This window comes from Streptomyces cylindrosporus (assembly GCF_022698165.1).
Lineage (GTDB): Bacteria > Actinomycetota > Actinomycetes > Streptomycetales > Streptomycetaceae > Streptomyces > Streptomyces cylindrosporus.
This window is the reverse complement of record NZ_JALDAY010000001.1, coordinates 1,032,198-1,048,161: the sequence shown is the minus strand read 5'-3', so window position 1 is coordinate 1,048,161 and position 15,964 is coordinate 1,032,198. Positions and strand designations below refer to the sequence as shown.

At 72.1% G+C, this 15,964-nt stretch carries 19 protein-coding genes; 4 read left to right on the top strand and 15 right to left on the bottom strand.

Annotated elements, in window-relative coordinates; translation table 11 throughout:
- The 5 genes from MQP27_RS04660 to hisI form a co-directional block, all read right to left on the bottom strand.
- Nucleotides 1-447: a DUF2752 domain-containing protein gene (locus MQP27_RS04660; protein WP_242761121.1), complete on the bottom strand. Its 447-nt coding sequence runs from the start codon at nucleotides 445-447 to the stop codon at nucleotides 1-3.
- A gap of 77 nt (nucleotides 448-524) precedes the next feature.
- A complete protein-coding gene (locus MQP27_RS04655) occupies nucleotides 525-782 on the bottom strand; it encodes an HGxxPAAW family protein (RefSeq protein WP_242761119.1) in 258 nt (85 codons plus the stop codon).
- A 198-nt stretch (nucleotides 783-980) separates the two neighbouring features.
- Nucleotides 981-1,619 carry a TIGR02234 family membrane protein gene (locus tag MQP27_RS04650; protein WP_242761117.1) on the bottom strand — a complete coding sequence of 213 codons (639 nt, stop codon included), beginning with the start codon at nucleotides 1,617-1,619 and terminating at the stop codon, nucleotides 981-983.
- A 52-nt stretch (nucleotides 1,620-1,671) separates the two neighbouring features.
- Complete coding sequence (locus MQP27_RS04645) at nucleotides 1,672-3,150, bottom strand: anthranilate synthase component I (protein WP_242761115.1); 1,479 nt, start codon at nucleotides 3,148-3,150, stop codon at nucleotides 1,672-1,674.
- 11 nt (nucleotides 3,151-3,161) lie between these two features.
- On the bottom strand, nucleotides 3,162-3,566 hold the full coding sequence (hisI, locus tag MQP27_RS04640; protein ID WP_242761113.1) for a phosphoribosyl-AMP cyclohydrolase: 405 nt from the start codon (nucleotides 3,564-3,566) through the stop codon (nucleotides 3,162-3,164).
- Between the two features lie 109 nt (nucleotides 3,567-3,675).
- Between hisI and MQP27_RS04635 the strand changes: the two genes are divergently transcribed.
- On the top strand, nucleotides 3,676-4,311 hold the full coding sequence (locus tag MQP27_RS04635) for a TIGR03085 family metal-binding protein (RefSeq protein ID WP_242761102.1): 636 nt from the start codon (nucleotides 3,676-3,678) through the stop codon (nucleotides 4,309-4,311).
- A 14-nt stretch (nucleotides 4,312-4,325) separates the two neighbouring features.
- Here the strand turns inward: MQP27_RS04635 and MQP27_RS04630 are convergent, their stop codons facing one another.
- The 10 genes from MQP27_RS04630 to hisD all read right to left on the bottom strand — a co-directional run bounded on the left by MQP27_RS04630 (nucleotide 4,326) and on the right by hisD (nucleotide 12,247).
- Nucleotides 4,326-5,681 (bottom strand): MFS transporter, encoded by a 1,356-nt coding sequence (locus tag MQP27_RS04630; protein ID WP_242761429.1) that lies wholly within the window; start codon nucleotides 5,679-5,681, stop codon nucleotides 4,326-4,328.
- Nucleotides 5,682-5,807: 126 nt separating this feature from the next.
- Complete coding sequence (locus MQP27_RS04625) at nucleotides 5,808-6,398, bottom strand: ArsR/SmtB family transcription factor (protein WP_242761100.1); 591 nt, start codon at nucleotides 6,396-6,398, stop codon at nucleotides 5,808-5,810.
- Nucleotides 6,399-6,521: 123 nt separating this feature from the next.
- Nucleotides 6,522-7,277, bottom strand: coding sequence for an imidazole glycerol phosphate synthase subunit HisF (hisF, locus tag MQP27_RS04620; RefSeq protein ID WP_242761098.1), 756 nt, complete (start codon nucleotides 7,275-7,277; stop codon nucleotides 6,522-6,524).
- A complete protein-coding gene (locus MQP27_RS04615; protein WP_242761090.1) occupies nucleotides 7,274-7,672 on the bottom strand; it encodes a RidA family protein in 399 nt (132 codons plus the stop codon). The genes hisF and MQP27_RS04615 overlap by 4 nt, the downstream gene beginning before the upstream one ends.
- Nucleotides 7,669-8,409: a bifunctional 1-(5-phosphoribosyl)-5-((5-phosphoribosylamino)methylideneamino)imidazole-4-carboxamide isomerase/phosphoribosylanthranilate isomerase PriA gene (priA, locus tag MQP27_RS04610; protein WP_242761088.1), complete on the bottom strand. Its 741-nt coding sequence runs from the start codon at nucleotides 8,407-8,409 to the stop codon at nucleotides 7,669-7,671. Before priA ends, MQP27_RS04615 begins: the two co-directional genes overlap by 4 nt.
- The gene (gene hisH, locus MQP27_RS04605) at nucleotides 8,409-9,053 is read right to left on the bottom strand and encodes an imidazole glycerol phosphate synthase subunit HisH (RefSeq protein WP_242761080.1); all 645 of its coding nucleotides are present in this window, start codon (nucleotides 9,051-9,053) and stop codon (nucleotides 8,409-8,411) included. The genes priA and hisH overlap by 1 nt, the downstream gene beginning before the upstream one ends.
- Entirely contained in the window at nucleotides 9,050-9,214 is a 165-nt protein-coding gene (locus tag MQP27_RS04600; RefSeq protein ID WP_242761070.1) for a CG2302 family histidine operon protein, read from the bottom strand. Before MQP27_RS04600 ends, hisH begins: the two co-directional genes overlap by 4 nt.
- Nucleotides 9,211-9,804, bottom strand: coding sequence for an imidazoleglycerol-phosphate dehydratase HisB (gene hisB / locus MQP27_RS04595; protein WP_242761068.1), 594 nt, complete (start codon nucleotides 9,802-9,804; stop codon nucleotides 9,211-9,213). The genes MQP27_RS04600 and hisB overlap by 4 nt, the downstream gene beginning before the upstream one ends.
- On the bottom strand, nucleotides 9,801-10,907 hold the full coding sequence (locus tag MQP27_RS04590) for a histidinol-phosphate transaminase (RefSeq protein WP_242761421.1): 1,107 nt from the start codon (nucleotides 10,905-10,907) through the stop codon (nucleotides 9,801-9,803). Before MQP27_RS04590 ends, hisB begins: the two co-directional genes overlap by 4 nt.
- A gap of 14 nt (nucleotides 10,908-10,921) precedes the next feature.
- The gene (gene hisD, locus MQP27_RS04585) at nucleotides 10,922-12,247 is read right to left on the bottom strand and encodes a histidinol dehydrogenase (protein ID WP_242761060.1); all 1,326 of its coding nucleotides are present in this window, start codon (nucleotides 12,245-12,247) and stop codon (nucleotides 10,922-10,924) included.
- A gap of 171 nt (nucleotides 12,248-12,418) precedes the next feature.
- Here hisD and MQP27_RS04580 point away from each other — a divergent pair, with 171 nt between their 5' ends.
- The 3 genes from MQP27_RS04580 to MQP27_RS04570 all read left to right on the top strand — a co-directional run bounded on the left by MQP27_RS04580 (nucleotide 12,419) and on the right by MQP27_RS04570 (nucleotide 15,945).
- A complete protein-coding gene (locus tag MQP27_RS04580) occupies nucleotides 12,419-14,005 on the top strand; it encodes an oxidoreductase (RefSeq protein ID WP_242761058.1) in 1,587 nt (528 codons plus the stop codon).
- Nucleotides 14,006-14,134: 129 nt separating this feature from the next.
- Entirely contained in the window at nucleotides 14,135-15,193 is a 1,059-nt protein-coding gene (locus tag MQP27_RS04575) for a hypothetical protein (protein WP_242761057.1), read from the top strand.
- 11 nt (nucleotides 15,194-15,204) lie between these two features.
- Nucleotides 15,205-15,945: an LON peptidase substrate-binding domain-containing protein gene (locus MQP27_RS04570; RefSeq protein ID WP_242761055.1), complete on the top strand. Its 741-nt coding sequence runs from the start codon at nucleotides 15,205-15,207 to the stop codon at nucleotides 15,943-15,945.
- Nucleotides 15,946-15,964: the final 19 nt, after the last annotated feature.

Below are 15,964 nucleotides of genomic sequence, written 5' to 3'. Positions count from 1 at the left end.
TCAAGGATGCAGCCAGCCACCGAAGGGCAGGTTCCGGACAACCGTGAAGACCAGCAGCAATGTGCCCAGGGCCCACAGCTGCACCGACCCGAGCCGGAGCCCGAGGGAGCGCCCGCGGGCCGCGCGGACCACCCATACGGTCCACAGCACGGCGAAGAGCGGATAGCCGACGGCGGCCAGGGCGTTGTCGTGCAGCGCCCCCAGGAAGTCGCCGTGGATGAAGGCGTGCGCGCTGCGCAGGCCGCCGCAGCCGGGGCAGTAGAGGCCGGTGAAGCCGTAGAGGGGGCAGACGGGGTAGTGGCCGGGCTGGTTGGGGTCCACGGTGCCGACGTAGGCGAAGGCTCCGGCGACGGCCGCGAGGATCCCGGCGGGCACGGCGAGCCGGGCCGCCACGGATCCGGTGGCGGAGGGCGTCACGGACTGGCTCTCGGCGTTCACGTCTCGCATTGTGCCCCCGGACCGCCACCACGCGCGCGTGAGGGGCGACCCGGAATCCGGATCGCCCCTCAGGAGTCGTACGAGAGTCAGCTCTTCGCGCTCACGGCCGCGCGGCTCTCCGCCAGCGCGTCCTGGAAGTCCTTGTGCGCGTCCTTCGGCTGGCCGAGGCCCATCGCGCTCATGACCCAGCCGACGACACCGCCGATGGCCACGACCACCATGCCCGCCCAGAAGCCCACGGGCTGGGCCATCACCATGAAGGCACCCGAAACGCAGAAACCGATGAAGGCGATAGTGACACCGGTCCAGGCGGCCGGGGTGTGACCGTGGCTGCTGCCCGCCATGACTTGCTCCTCGCTGATGTTTACGTGTCTGAGCCGTACGCTCCCGCACATTGTCCCGCACACGCACGCGTGGACTGCGAGCGGGTACTCCCTCGCGAGTCGATTCCGGACCAGTGGACCAACCTAAAGGGGCGCGGGGAACTGCGCGACCAGCCACGACGCACCCGCAGACGCGAATCGACCGCACCCGGCAGACCCCTAGGCGCTTGTCGGGTCCTCCCCCCGATCAATCGCCTTCCAAAGCTCCTCGGGCCGGTCAGGATCGACGACGACCCGCCGCCGCGGCCGCACCGAACCGTCCCTCTCATAACGCCCGGACATCGCAGGCCAGGACCGCCCGTACCGCAGCGCCAACAACCCGGCGAGCAACAGCAGCGCACCACCCACGGCCGCCACATACGGCCAAGCGGTATGGCTCAGCGCAGTCACCGTCGCCCCCGTGTCCCCCGCCGCCTGCGCCGCCTTCTCGTCCAGCGCGGAACTGTCGGAGACACCCAGCAGCGCCGCCGCGATCGTGCCCGCGCCCGACAGCGCGAGCAGGCCCGCGACCAGCAGGCGGCCCGCCTTGCGGACGGCGAAGACGGCGACGAGCGCGGCGAGGCCCACTATGGCGAGGGCTGCGGGGACGCCCGTGACGTCGCTGCCCTTGGCGGTCAGCGAGAAGGGGGCCCCGGCCACTGTCGCCGTGCCCTCCGCCCATCGCTGTCGGGTGGCCAGCAGCGCCACGGCGGCGCCGAGCGCACCGGCCAGCAGAGCCACGGCAAGACTGAGGCGGCCGGCCCGGGCGGGTCCGGCGGCTTCGGAACGGGGGTGAGGAACGGCAGTCACGTACTCCACTATCGCCCGAACCCCGGGCGAACCGTCACCCGGGGTTCACGTGACTCTCGCCCTACTTGCCCAACCGGTTGGCCGTGTGGACCGCGCGGAGCACCGCCGCGGCCTTGTTCCGGCACTCCTGGTCCTCGGCGACGGGGTCGGAGTCGGCGACGATTCCGGCGCCCGCCTGGACGTACGCGGTGCCGTCCCGCAGCAGTGCCGTGCGGATGGCGATGGCCGTGTCGGAGTCGCCCGCGAAGTCGAGGTAGCCGACGCAACCGCCGTACAACCCCCTTCTGGACGGCTCCAGTTCGTCGATGATCTGCATGGCCCGGGGCTTGGGGGCGCCGGAGAGGGTGCCGGCCGGGAAGCAGGCCGTCAGGACGTCGAACGCCGTGCGGCCCTCGGCGACCTTGCCGGTGACCGTGGAGACGATGTGCATCACGTGCGAGTACCGCTCGACGGACATGAAGTCGACGACCTCGACCGAGCCGGGTTCGCAGACGCGCCCGAGGTCGTTGCGTCCGAGGTCGACCAGCATCAGGTGCTCGGCGCGCTCCTTGGGGTCGGCGAGCAGTTCCTCGGCGAGGGCCTGGTCCTCCTGCGGGGTCGCGCCGCGCCAGCGGGTGCCGGCGATGGGGTGGACCATGGCCTGCCCGTCCTCGACCTTGACGAGGGCTTCCGGGCTGGATCCCACGACGTCGAAGCCGTCGAAGCGGAACAGGTACATGTACGGCGAGGGGTTGGTGGCGCGCAGCACCCGGTACACGTCCAGCGCGCTTGCCGTGCACGGTGTTTCGAAGCGCTGGGAGGGGACGACCTGGAAGGCCTCACCGGCCCGGATGCGCTCCTTGATGTCCTCGACGGCCGCCTGGAAGTCGGGGCCGCCCCACAGTGCGGAGTACTCGGGGAGTTCGGAGGGCGGGAGGACGGCGGGCGGCTGGGCGACCGCGCGCGAGAGGTCGGCCTCCATCGCGTCGAGGCGGGCCACGGCGTCGGCGTAGGCCTCGTCGACGCCCGTGTCGAGGTCGTTGTGGTTGATCGCGTTGGCGATCAGCAGGACCGAGCCCTCCCAGTGGTCCATGACGGCGAGGTCGCTGGTGAGCAGCATGGTCAGCTCGGGCAGCCGGAGGTCGTCCCGCTCGCCGGGGCCGATCTTCTCCAGGCGGCGCACGATGTCGTAGCCGAGATAGCCGACCATGCCGCCGGTGAAGGGCGGCAGGCCCTCCTGGTGCGGGGTGTGCAGGGCCTCGATGGTGGCGCGCAGGGCGGCGAGCGGGTCGCCGTCCGTGGGTACGCCGACGGGCGGGGCGCCGAGCCAGTGGGCCTGGCCCTCGCGGGCGGTGAGGGTGGCGGCGCTGCGGACGCCCACGAACGAGTACCGGGACCATGAGCGGCCGTTCTCCGCGGACTCCAGCAGGAAGGTGCCGGGGCGCTCGGCGGCGAGCTTGCGGTAGAGCGCGACGGGGGTGTCGCCGTCGGCGAGGAGCTTGCGCGTGACCGGGATGACGCGCCGGTCGGTGGCGAGCTTGCGGAAGGTCTCGAGGTCCATGGCGGCAGACCTTACTGATCCGAGGCGGCGGCACCGGAATCGGCGCCGTCCTTGAGGAGGACGTCTTCGTCGAAGCAGGTGCGGGCGCCGGTGTGGCAGGCGGCGCCGACCTGGTCGACCTTGACCAGCACGGTGTCGGCGTCGCAGTCGAGCGCGACCGACCTGACCCACTGGAAGTGGCCGGAGGTGTCGCCCTTGACCCAGTACTCCTGGCGGCTGCGCGACCAGTAGGTGCAGCGGCCGGTCGTCAGCGTCCGGTGCAGTGCCTCGTCGTCCATCCAGCCGAGCATGAGCACCTCGCCGGTGTCGTACTGCTGGGCGATCGCGGGGACGAGCCCGTCGGCGCTGCGCTTGAGGCGCGCGGCGATCTCCGGGTCGAGGCTGCTGGGCGGGGGTGTGCCGGTCGTACTGGTCATGGGTGCCATTGTGCCGCGCGCCACTGACAGTGACGGCGCCTTGTCCAGTGGGCGGACCCGCCGGGGGTGTCCACTGGGCGTGCCCGGAGGGTGGTCGTAGGCTGACTGCATGTCGACTTTCGCCAAGCGTGAACGACTTCTGCTGGCCGATCTGTTGGAGGCCGAGGGCCCGGACGCCCCGACCCTCTGCGAGGGCTGGCGCACCCGTGACCTCGCCGCGCACGTGGTGGTGCGCGAGCGCCGCCCCGATGCCGCCGGCGGCATCCTGATCAAGCAGCTCGCGCCGCGCCTGGAGCGGGTGATGGCGGAGTTCGCCGCCAAGCCGTACGAGGAGCTGATCCAGCTCATCCGCACCGGTCCGCCGCGTTTCTCGCCGTTCCAGCTGAAGCAGGTCGACGAGATGTCCAACACGGTCGAGTTCTACGTCCACACGGAGGACGTGCGCCGGGCCCAGCCGGACTGGACGCCGCGCGAGCTCGACCAGGTCTTCCAGGACGCCCTCTGGTCCCGCCTGGAGCGCAGCGCCCGCCTGGTGGGCCGCAGCGCCCCGACCGGCCTGGTCCTGCGCCGCCCGGACGGCCAGACGGCGGTCGCGCATCGCGGCACTCCGGTCGTGACGGTGACCGGCGAGCCGTCCGAGCTGCTGCTCTTCTCGTACGGCCGGCAGAACGCCGCGAAGGTGGAGCTGGACGGCGACAAGGACGCGGTGGCGAAGCTGCACGAGGCCAAACAGCTGGGCATCTAGGCTCGGCGGGGGCGTCAGCGGGGCAGTTCCGCGCGGCGCAGGTCGCGTACGCCCAGCGCGACCACGCCGCCGAGCCCGCAGACGACGGCGCTGACGACGAAGACGGGACCGGTGCCCCAGGCCCCGATCGCCGCCGCCGACACCGGCATGCTCAGCGGGGCGATACCGAGGCTGACCAGGCCGGCGACGGCGGTGACCCGGCCCAGGTACACCGGGTCGACCTGCGTCTGCAGCAGGGCGCCGCACATCGCGCCGCTGAGCCCGGCGAGCAGGCCGACGAGCAGCGCCGTACCGACGGCGGCGAGGAGCGTCGGCACGAAGGCCAGGGCGCCGATGGCGACGGACCCCGCGAGGATCGTGTACGCCGCCACCAGTCCCGCGCGCGGCAGCCGTCCCCGCACGGTCAGCAGCAGCGAGGCGCCACCGGCCCCGACCCCGAACCCGGCCAGCACGGCCCCCATCCCCGAGGCACCCCAGCCCCGCTCGTCGGCCAGCAGCGTCAGCCCGACGTTGAGCGGCCCGACGAAGCCCAGGTCCCCCACGGCGATGGCGAACAGCAGGGGCGCGAGCACGGGGTGCCGCCAGATGTAGCGCAGACCGGCGACGAGGTCCCCCGGGCCGGACTCCCCACGACGGCCGGCTCGACGACTCCGGGTACCGACCACGTCACCCGCCCCGGGCACGCGACCAGCCCCTCGACCCACGCTCCGACCACTCCCCGTGTCCGCCGCGCCGCGCTCCTCCGCGACGCGGTCCGCGTGCTCTTCGCGAGCGGCGCTGCCTGCCTCGACGGTAAGGCCCTCGCTCCGGCCCCCACCCCGGCCCTCCCCGCCGCCGGCGATCACGTCGTCCCCCGGCAGCTCCCGCACCCGCACGCTCACCAGCAGCGGCACCGACACCGCGATCAGGAGTCCTGCCAGGCCGAACGCGGCCGCCGCGCCGCCCAGGGCCACGCCGAGGCCGCCCAGCGGGGCTCCCACGACGCTCGCGAAGCGGATGGCGAGGCCCCGCATGCCCTGCACGCGCGCGAGTTGGTCACGGGTCGTCACGCGCGCGGGGAGGGCACCCACGGCCGGCATGAACACGGCGTCGACGGTGCCGAAGACCAGGGCGAGCAGCGCCAGCGCCCACAGGCCCGGGTCGGCCAGGAACAGCAGCGCGGCCACCGCGGACACGGCCGCGCAGCGCGCGACGTCGCTGCCGATGACGACCCGCCGGGGCCCGAGCCGGTCGGCGACGACTCCCCCGCCCAGCATCAGCAGCGCCCGCGGCACCGCGCTGACGGACATGACCAGCCCGGCCTGCGCGGGCGTACCCGCCTGTACGGCGGCCCAGGACAGGGCGATGTAGTACACGCTGTCGCCGACCATGGAGGAGGTGTAGGCCCCGAGCCAGCGCAGCACGTTGCCGTCACGGTGGGCAGGGGTTCCGGCGTCCTCGACCGGCGGGGCGGATATCGCGGGCGTGACGGTCACGGCGGACGGTCCTCTCGGTGCTCAGAAGCGGAACGGGAATCCGTACGTGTGCACGGCGACGTTCTCGCGGCCCTCGGTGTCGCCCGCGGCGTCGGCGGCACGGCCGAGTTCGTCGTACTTGTGAACGAGCGCGTACATCTCCTTGGACAGCTCCGAGAGTTGGTCCGCGGTCAGCCGGAGCAGCCACTCGGACGAGTCGGAGGCCGTGGTCCAGTCGTTGCCCCAGTGGGCGCGCTCGTCGAGATAGCGGCGGTACATGTCGGCGCGCTGCTCGAAGAAGAGACGGCTGGCGGCGGTGTGCGCGGCGGCCTTCTCCGGGGCGTCGCGGAAGTCCTCGTCGCGGATGCTCACACTCTGCGAGGCGGGCTGCCACCACCGCTCCCGGCCGTCCGCGCTCTGCGGCTCCGCCTCCTCCACCAGGCCGTGCTCGGCGAGCTTGCGCAGGTGGTAGCTGACCAGGGAAACCGCCTCGTCGACCTGGTCGGCCAGGTGCGAGGCGGTCGCCACGCGCGCGATGGTCAGCGCACGGTACAGCCGCATCCGCAGCGGGTGAGCGAGCGCCTTGAGCGTGGCCACGTCCGTGATACGGCGGTCTCTTTCGTCGTCCGGCATGCCGCCCACGGTAGATACGAAAGAGAAGTTGCGCAATATATTTTGCGCAACTTCTCTTTCGTATCGGCCCGCAAGTAAGCCCCGGCCACCAGGCGGCCGGGGCTTACAGCACCACCAAGGGCGTCACCGCACCGGATGCCCCGCATCCCTCAGCGCCCGCTTCACTTCCCCGATCCGCAGGTCGCCGAAGTGGAACACCGACGCCGCCAGCACCGCGTCCGCGCCCGCCTCGATGGCCGGCGGGAAGTGGGCCAGTTCGCCCGCGCCGCCCGACGCGATCACCGGCACGGTGACGTGCTTGCGGACCGCGGCGATCATCTCCAGGTCGTAGCCGTCCTTCGTGCCGTCCGCGTCCATGGAGTTGAGCAGGATCTCGCCCGCGCCCAGCTCCGCGGCCCGGTGCGCCCACTCGACCGCGTCGATGCCGGTGCCCCGGCGACCGCCGTGGGTCGTCACCTCGAAGAACCCCGACTCGGTGCGCCGCGCGTCCACGGACAGCACCAGCACCTGCCGGCCGAAGCGCTCGGCGATCTCCTTGATCAGCTCGGGCCGCGCGATGGCCGCGGTGTTCACGCCCACCTTGTCCGCACCGGCCCGCAGCAGCTTGTCCACGTCCTCGGCGGTGCGCACTCCGCCGCCGACCGTCAGCGGGATGAACACCTGCTCGGCCGTGCGGCGCACCACGTCGTACGTCGTCTCGCGGTTGCCCGAGGACGCGGTGATGTCCAGGAACGTCAGCTCGTCGGCGCCCTCGGCGTCGTACACCTTGGCCATCTCGACGGGGTCACCGGCGTCGCGCAGGTTCTGGAAGTTGACACCCTTGACGACCCGGCCGTTGTCGACGTCCAGGCAGGGGATGACGCGTACGGCGAGACTCATTGCGCGGCCTCCCGTCGGAACGCCTCCACCTCGACCTCGACGACCAGGCTGGGGTCCACGAAGCCGGAGACGATGATCATGGTCGCGGCGGGCCGTACGGCGTCGAACAGCTCCTTGTGGGCGCGGCCGACCTCCTCGACGTCCCGCGCGTGGGTGACGTACATGCGCGTGCGCACCACGTCGTCGCGGCCGAGACCGAGCTGTCCCAGCGCGGTGAAGGCGACGTTGAAGGCGTTGACCGTCTGCTCGTAGGGGTCGCCGCCGGCGATCTCACCGTCCACTATCGACGTGCAGCCGGCGACGAGCACCAGGCCGTTGGGCAGCTCCACCGCGCGGGAGTACCCGAAGGCCTCCTCCCAGGGCGCGCCGGTCACGACGCGTCGCAGATCGCTCACTTGGCTACCGCCTCCAGGGCCTCTTCCAGGGTGAACGCCTTGGCGTACAGGGCCTTCCCGACGATGGAGCCCTCGACACCGAGCGGTACGAGTTCGGCGATGGCGCGCAGGTCGTCGAGGGACGACACGCCGCCGGAGGCCACGACCGGCCGGTCGGTCGCCGCGCAGACGTTGCGCAGCAGCTCCAGGTTCGGGCCCTGCAGGGTGCCGTCCTTGGCGATGTCGGTGACCACGTACCGCGCGCAGCCCTCCTTGTCGAGACGCTCCAGCGTCTCGTAGAGGTCACCGCCGTCGCGGGTCCAGCCGCGGCCGCGGAGCGTGGTGCCCCGTACGTCCAGGCCGACCGCGATCTTGTCGCCGTGCTCGGCGATGACCTTGGCGACCCACTCCGGGGTCTCCAGGGCGGCCGTGCCGAGGTTGACCCGGGTGCAGCCGGTGGCGAGGGCGGCGGCGAGCGTGTCGTCGTCGCGGATGCCGCCGGACAGCTCGACCTTGATGTCCATCGCCTTGGTGACCTCGGCGATCAGCGCCCGGTTGTCGCCGGTGCCGAACGCGGCGTCCAGGTCGACCAGGTGCAGCCACTCGGCGCCGGCGCGCTGCCAGGCGAGGGCGGCCTCCAGCGGGGAGCCGTAGGAGGTCTCGGTCCCGGACTCGCCGTGCACGAGGCGGACGGCCTGGCCGTCACGGACGTCGACGGCGGGGAGGAGTTCGAGCCGGCCTGAGGGGTTCGAGGACATCAGAGGGTTCCGATCCAGTTGTTCAGCAGCTGCGCTCCGGCGTCGCCGGACTTCTCGGGGTGGAACTGGGTGGCCCACAGGGCGCCGTTCTCCACGGCGGCCACGAACGGCTTGCCGTGCGTGGACCAGGTCACCTTGGGCGCGTGCATGGTCGGGTTGTGGATCTCCAGCGACCAGTCGTGCACGGCGTAGGAGTGCACGAAGTAGAAGCGCGCGTCCGCGTCCAGGCCGGCGAACAGCTCGGAGTCGGCCGGCGCCTCGACGGTGTTCCAGCCCATGTGGGGCACGATCTCGGCCTGCAGCGGCTCGACCGAGCCGGGCCACTCGTCGAGGCCCTCGGTCTCCACACCGTGCTCGATGCCGCGCGCGAAGAGGATCTGCATGCCGACGCAGATGCCCATGACGGGACGCCCGCCGGACAGCCGCCGGTCGACGATCCAGTCGCCGCGCGCCTCCTTGAGGCCCCGCATGCAGGCGGCGAAGGCGCCGACGCCCGGCACCAGCAGGCCGTCGGCGTTCATCGCCTTGTCGAAGTCGCGCGTTATCTCGACGTCGGCGCCGGTGCGGGCGAGGGCGCGCTCGGCGGACCGGACGTTTCCGAAGCCGTAGTCGAAGACGACGACCTTCTTCGAAGGAGCGCTCAATTCCACACCTCCAGCCGCATGATCCCGGCGACCAGGCACATCGCGGCGCCGATCGACAGCAGCACGATCAGCTGCTTGGGCATCCCCTGCTTGACGAAGGAGATGATGCCGCCGACCAGGAAGAGGCCGACGACGATCAGGATGGTCGACAGCCCGGTCACAGCGCGCCCTTCGTGGAGGGGAGGATGCCGGCGGCCCGCGGGTCGCGCTCGGACGCGTACCGCAGCGCCCGCGCCAGCGCCTTGAACTGGCACTCCACGATGTGGTGGGCGTTTCGACCGTACGGCACGTGCACGTGCAGCGCGATCTGGGCCTGGGCGACGAAGGACTCCAGGATGTGCCGGGTCATCGTCGTGTCGTACTCGCCGATCATCGGCGCCATGTTCTCGGGCTCGGTGTGCACGAGGTAGGGGCGGCCGGAGAGGTCGACGGTGACCTGGGCGAGGGACTCGTCCAGGGGGACCGTGCAGTTCCCGAAGCGGTAGATGCCCACCTTGTCGCCGAACGCCTGCTTGAAGGCGGCGCCGAGCGCGAGGGCGGTGTCCTCGATGGTGTGGTGCGAGTCGATGTGCAGATCGCCCTCGGTCTTCACGGTCAGGTCGAACAGGCCGTGCCGGCCGAGCTGGTCGAGCATGTGGTCGTAGAAGCCGACGCCTGTCGACACATCGACCTTGCCGCTGCCGTCGAGATCGATCTCGACGAGCACCGACGTCTCCTTGGTGACTCGCTCCACGCGTCCAACGCGGCTCATGCGCTCTGCTCCTTCTTCAGTTCACGTACCGCGTCGAGGAACGCGTCGTTCTCGTCAGGGGTTCCGGCGGACACCCGCAGCCACCCGGGGATGCCGTTGTCGCGGACGAGAACACCCTGGTCGAGGATCTTCTGCCAGGCAATGTGCGAGTCCTCGAACCGCCCGAACTGCACGAAGTTCGCGTCGGACTCGACCACCTCGTAGCCGGCCGCGCGCAACTCGTCCACCAGCCGGTCACGCTCCGACTTCAGCTGCTCGACGTACTTCAGCAGCGTGTCGGTGTGCTCCAGCGCGGCCAGCGCGGTCGCCTGGGTGACGGCCGACAGGTGGTACGGCAGCCGTACGAGCTGGACGGCGTCGACCACGGCCGGGTGCGCGGCGAGATAGCCGAGGCGGAGGCCGGCGGCCCCGAACGCCTTGGACATGGTCCGGGAGACGACGAGATTCGGCCGGCCTTCGATCAGCGGCAGCAGCGAGTCGCCGTGGCTGAACTCGATGTAGGCCTCGTCGACCACGACCATCGACGGCTTCGCCGCCTGCGCGGCCTCGTACAGCGCGAGGACCGTCTCGCGCGGGACGGCGTTGCCGGTGGGGTTGTTGGGGGTCGTGATGAACACGACGTCCGGCTTCCGCGAGGCGATGGCCTGTACGGCCGCCTCGACGTCGATGGTGAAGTCCTCGTTGCGGGGACCCGAGATCCAGCCCGTACCCGTCCCGCGCGAGATGAGAGCGTGCATCGAGTACGACGGCTCGAAGCCGATGGCGGTACGGCCGGGTCCGCCGAAGGTCTGCAGCAGTTGCTGGATGACCTCGTTGGAGCCGTTGGCGGCCCAGACGTTGGCGAGGCCGACCTGGTGTCCGGAGGTGTCCGTCAGGTACTTCGCGAGCTGGGTACGCAGTTCGACCACGTCCCGGTCCGGGTAGCGGTTGAGGTCGCGGGCGGCCTCGCGGACCCGCTCGGCGATGCGCTCGACCAGCGGCTCGGGCAGCGGGTAGGGGTTCTCGTTGGTGTTCAGCCGTACGGGGACGTCCAACTGGGGCGCGCCGTAGGGGGACTTGCCGCGCAGCTCGTCACGGACGGGGAGCTCGTCCCAAGGGGACATAGACGTGTTGCCGGTCACTTGCTCTCGGGAACCTTCCATCCGAACCTCGCCTTGACCGCCGCGCCGTGCGCGGGCAGGTCCTCCGCCTCCGCCAGCGTCACCACGTGGTGCGCGACCTCGGCCAGCGCGTCCTTCGTGTAGTCGACGATGTGGATGCCGCGCAGGAAGGACTGGACGGACAGGCCGGACGAGTGGCAGGCGCAACCGCCGGTGGGCAGGACGTGGTTGGACCCGGCGGCGTAGTCGCCCAGGGACACGGGCGCCCAGGGGCCGATGAAGATCGCGCCGGCGTTGCGGACCCGGTCGGCCACGCCGGCGGCGTCCGCCGTCTGGATCTCCAGGTGCTCGGCGCCGTATGCGTCGACGACCCTGAGGCCCTCGTCGACGCCGTCGACGAGGACGATCGCGGACTGGCGGCCCGCGAGCGCCGGGCGGATCCGGTCCTCGATGTGCTTGGTGGCCGCGACCTGCGGCTCCAGCTCCTTCTCGACCGCGTCCGCGAGCGCGACGGAGTCGGTGACCAGGACGGCGGCGGCCAGCGGGTCGTGCTCGGCCTGGCTGATCAGGTCGGAGGCGACGTGCACCGGGTCGGCCGTGTCGTCCGCGAGGATCGCGATCTCGGTCGGGCCGGCCTCGGCGTCGATGCCGATCTTGCCGGTGAAGTAGCGCTTGGCGGCGGCGACCCAGATGTTGCCGGGGCCGGTGACCATGTTGGCGGGCGGGCAGGACTCGGTGCCGTACGCGAACATCGCGACGGCGGTCGCGCCGCCGGCCGCGTACACCTCGTCGACGCCGAGCAGCGCGCACGCGGCGAGGATCGTCGGGTGCGGGAGTCCGTCGAACTCGGCCTGCGCCGGGGAGGCGAGCGCGATGGACTCGACCCCGGCTTCCTGCGCGGGCACGACGTTCATGACCACGGACGACGGGTACACCGACCGCCCGCCGGGCGCGTACAGCCCCACCCGCTCGACCGGCACCCACTTCTCGGTGACGGAACCGCCGGGCACGACCTGTGTGGTGTGGGTCGTACGGCGCTGCTCGCGGTGGACGAGACGGGCGCGCCGGATGGACTCCTCCAGGGCCGCGCGCACGGCCGGGTCGAGCTCTTCGAGGGCCTTCGCGAGGGCCTCGGCGGGCACCCGCACCTGCTCCAGCCGGACTCCGTCGAACTTCTCCGCGAAGTCGATCAGCGCCGCGTCGCCCCGATGATGCACGGCCTCGCAGATCGGACGCACCTTCTCCAGGGCGGCCTGAACGTCGAAGTCGGCTCGGGGCAGCAGGTCGCGCAGGGCGGGCCCTTCGGGGAGGGCGTCGCCGCGCAGATCGATTCGGGAGATCACGTCGTCAATTCTCTCAGACCGGGTTCGACCGTCGTCCGCGCGTATCAATGGCTGATACAGAACTCGGCCGGAACCCGGAAGATCACCTTCACGTCTAGCGTTCGGGGCGTCACACAGCGGGCATGACACAGCCGCTATGAACGGTTGTGCGAACACAGGACTGGAGGAGCTGTGACCGAGGGGGCCGGCCTCCGTGCCGGAGACGCCGGGGACCTGCCGGACGATCTGACCGCCGCCGAGGCCGGCATGTGGCAGGCCTTCCGCAACGGCAGCGTCTACGACCTGAGCAGCGGCGACCCCACCGTCGACGATCCGCACGGCGGGCACCCCTGGGGCCCCGGGCGGACCGTGCGGGCGCGGATCGTGTGCTGGCTGCTGCTGGACGGCCCGCCCGCGCTCGCCGGCCGGGTCTCGTCGCTGAAGCTCCGCGGGGTGCAGATCAGCGGCACGATGGACCTCGCGGGCGGCGTGGTCGTGCCGTACGTGGAACTGCGCGGCTGCCGCTTCGAGCGCGAGGTGCTGCTGCCGGAGGCCCGGTTCACGACCGTGCGCATGGTGAACTGCTCGGTGCCCCGCCTGGAGGCGGCCCGGCTGCACACCGAGGGCGATCTGCACCTGCCCCGCTGCCGCTTCCACAACGGCGTACGGCTCACCGACGCGCACATCGGCACGGACCTGATGCTCAACCAGGCCACCGTCCACCGCGACCGCAGCGGCCGTTCGATCGCCGCCGACGGCATGAGCGTGGGCCAGGACCTGCAGGCCGAGCTCCTGGAGTCGAACGGCGAGCTGAGCCTGCGCAGCGCGAAGATCGGCGTGTCGCTGAGCCTGCGCGGCGCCCGGCTGGCCAACCCGTACGGCAGGCTCGCGCTGAACGCGCCCCAGCTGACCGTCGGACGCACCCTGTACCTGACCCCGGCGGGCGTCGGCGCCTCGATGGTGAGCGGTGCGACGCCCGCGCGCGGGACGCGGATCCAGCGGTTCGAGTGCCAGGGCGGGGTGCGCCTCGACGACGGGCGGTTCGAGGACGCGGTCGACCTGGAGCGGGCCCGGTTCGCCTTCACCGACGACCAGGAGCTGTCCCTGCGCCGCGTCCAGACCCCCGAGCTGCGCTTCCTCGGCGAGCGTCCGCAGCGCGGCAAGGTGGTCCTGTCCGGCGCCCGCGTCGTCAACCTCGTCGACCGGGCGAGCGCCTGGCCCGGACCGGGCAACCTGCACATGGGCGGATTCCAGTACGAGAACCTCGTACCGCAGGGGCCCTTCCCGCTGGAGGAGCGGCTGGGCTGGGTGTCGGCGGCGACCGCCGAGTACAACCCGGAGCCGTACGAGCGGCTGGCGGCCGTGCTGCGGGAGGGCGGCGAGGACGAGGACGCGCGCGAGGTGCTCCTCGCCAAGCAGCGCCGGCGCCGGGAGAGCCTGCCGCTCGCCGCCAAGTTCTGGGGGTACGTGCAGGACTGGACGGTGGCCTACGGCTACCGGCCGGGGCGGGCCGCGGTGTGGATGGCGGTGCTGTGGGCGGCGGGCTCGCTGGCTTTCGCGCACGCGAGCCATCCGCCGGTGCAGCCCGGCGGGCACCCGCCGTGGAACCCGGCGCTGTTCGCCCTGGACCTGCTGCTGCCGGTCATCGACCTGGGCCAGGTCGGGGTCTGGCGGCTGAGCGGCGGCTGGCAGTGGCTGGCCGCGGCGCTGATCCTGCTGGGCTGGATCCTGGCGACGACGGTGGCCGCGGGGGCCACCCGGCTGCTGCGGCGCAACTGATCATCACCGAACGCACACACCTCGTCCAGTCGTTCAACATGTGACCTTTGCCCGCCCTTGACCGGCCACCATACAACTTTCCATGAGTTGCCCCTTCGGACTGGCGCTCGGCTGACCTGCGGTCTTTCAATGGTCGACACCATGGCTCTGCTGCCCCCCTTCAGCCGCGCCGCCCGGACCCCTCGGACCGCGCCGCGCCAGGCCGGCGTCCCCGCCGTCGGCCCCTCCGAGCTGCCCGCCGACGACGAGGTGCTGCTCGACGTACCCGACGAGTGGCTCGCCCCGGCCCTGGTCGCGGCCGCACGCGGCGACCACCGGCCCGTCGCGGAACTCCTCGCCGGTACGCGCGCGCGTGCCGCCTGGGAGCTGCGGGACCGGTACACGAGACGGCTCGCGGCCTTCGCCCGCTCGCGCGCCGAGTGGCTGGAGCTGTGGACGGCCGCGGCGCCCCGCGACCCCGACGTGCTGCTGCTCGGCGCCCAGCTCGCCGTGGACCGGGCCTGGAGCTCCCCGGCCCGCACCGAGCTGCTGCGCGAGGTGAGCCCGCTCATCACGGCCGCGGCCCGCACCGACGACCGTGACCCGGTGCCGTGGCGGATCGCCCTTGACCACGCGCGCGGGGCCCGCGCCGGCCACAAGTACTTCGGCGAGCTGTGGGAGGCGGCCCTGCGCCGCGCCCCGCACCACTACGGCTGCCATGTCGCCGCCCTGCGCTACCTCGCCGCGTCCTGGCACGGCTCGCACCGGGAGTGCTTCGACTTCGCCGACCGGGCCGCCCAGGACGCCCCACCCGACTCCCTGATCCAGGCGCTCCCGGCGCGGGCGGCACTGTCGTACCTGACCGACGGCTGCGGGGCGGACGTACCCCTGGAACGGCTGGACGCGGCGGCCGACCGGGCGATCGCGCTGTCGGCGCGCTTCCCGGCGGCGGACCCATGGCCGGCGGAGCTGCGCAACAAACTGTTGTACGTCCTCGTACGCCTGGAGCGTTACCCGGAGGCGCTCGCCCAGCTGCACCTGATCGGCCCGTACGCCACGTCCTTCCCCTGGGACCATCTCTCGGACGATCCGCTGGCCCTTTTCCTGCGCACGCGGGCCGAGGTCCGTGCCCGTGCGGCGGACCCCGCGTACGCGGCCGGGCATCCACGGAGTGAGCGCGGCGGACGCGTCCGCTCCGGCGACCATTAGGCTCTTGCGCCGTGACCACCGTCCGTCTACCGCTCTTCCCCCTGAACTCGGTGCTGTTCCCGGGGCTGGTGCTTCCGCTGAACGTCTTCGAGGAGCGCTATCGCGCCATGATGCGCGAGTTGCTCAAGACCCCGGAGGAGGAACCCCGCCGATTCGCCGTCGTGGCGATCCGCGACGGCCACGAGGTGGCCCCGAGCGCCCCCGGCATGCCCGATCCGACGGCCCTGCCCGACCGGGGCCCCGCCGCGGGCTTCGGCACCGACCCCGCGAAGTCCTTCCACGGCGTGGGCTGCGTGGCGGACGCGGCGACGATCCGCGAACGGCCGGACGGCACCTTCGAGGTGCTGGCGACGGGCACGACACGCGTGCGCGTGCGCTCGGTCGACGCCTCGGGCGCGTTCCTCACGGCCGAGCTGGAGGAGCTCCCGGAGGACCCGGGCGACGAGGCCGGCGCCCTGGCCGAGGGCGTGCTGCGGGCCTTCCGGCAGTACCAGAAGCGGCTGGCGGGCGCGCGGGAACGGTCCCTGTCGAGCGGCGCCGACCTCCCCGACGAGCCCTCCGTCGTCTCCTACCTGGTGGCCGCGGCGATGATGCTCGACACGCCCACCAAGCAGCGCCTGCTCCAGGCCCCGGACACCGCGTCCCGGCTGCGCGACGAACTGAAACTCCTTCGCTCGGAGACGGCCATCATCCGTAATCTGCCGTCACTGCCCGCGTCGGACCTGACGCGCGGCCGCACCAGCCTCAACTGACGGGACCGCGAAGGGCGTC

What these genes read in the sequence shown, in the direction of transcription:
- MQP27_RS04660 (WP_242761121.1), bottom strand. Translation starts at nt 447, where the DNA reads ATGCGAGACGTGAACGCCGAGAGCCAGTCCGTGACGCCCTCCGCCACC.
- MQP27_RS04655 (WP_242761119.1), bottom strand. Translation starts at nt 782, where the DNA reads ATGGCGGGCAGCAGCCACGGTCACACCCCGGCCGCCTGGACCGGTGTC.
- MQP27_RS04645 (WP_242761115.1), bottom strand. Translation starts at nt 3,150, where the DNA reads ATGGACCTCGAGACCTTCCGCAAGCTCGCCACCGACCGGCGCGTCATC.
- hisI (WP_242761113.1), bottom strand. Translation starts at nt 3,566, where the DNA reads ATGACCAGTACGACCGGCACACCCCCGCCCAGCAGCCTCGACCCGGAG.
- MQP27_RS04635 (WP_242761102.1), top strand. Translation starts at nt 3,676, where the DNA reads ATGTCGACTTTCGCCAAGCGTGAACGACTTCTGCTGGCCGATCTGTTG.
- MQP27_RS04630 (WP_242761429.1), bottom strand. Translation starts at nt 5,681, where the DNA reads ATGGTCGGCGACAGCGTGTACTACATCGCCCTGTCCTGGGCCGCCGTA.
- MQP27_RS04625 (WP_242761100.1), bottom strand. Translation starts at nt 6,398, where the DNA reads ATGCCGGACGACGAAAGAGACCGCCGTATCACGGACGTGGCCACGCTC.
- hisF (WP_242761098.1), bottom strand. Translation starts at nt 7,277, where the DNA reads ATGAGTCTCGCCGTACGCGTCATCCCCTGCCTGGACGTCGACAACGGC.
- priA (WP_242761088.1), bottom strand. Translation starts at nt 8,409, where the DNA reads ATGTCCTCGAACCCCTCAGGCCGGCTCGAACTCCTCCCCGCCGTCGAC.
- hisB (WP_242761068.1), bottom strand. Translation starts at nt 9,804, where the DNA reads ATGAGCCGCGTTGGACGCGTGGAGCGAGTCACCAAGGAGACGTCGGTG.
- MQP27_RS04590 (WP_242761421.1), bottom strand. Translation starts at nt 10,907, where the DNA reads ATGTCCCCTTGGGACGAGCTCCCCGTCCGTGACGAGCTGCGCGGCAAG.
- MQP27_RS04575 (WP_242761057.1), top strand. Translation starts at nt 14,135, where the DNA reads ATGGTCGACACCATGGCTCTGCTGCCCCCCTTCAGCCGCGCCGCCCGG.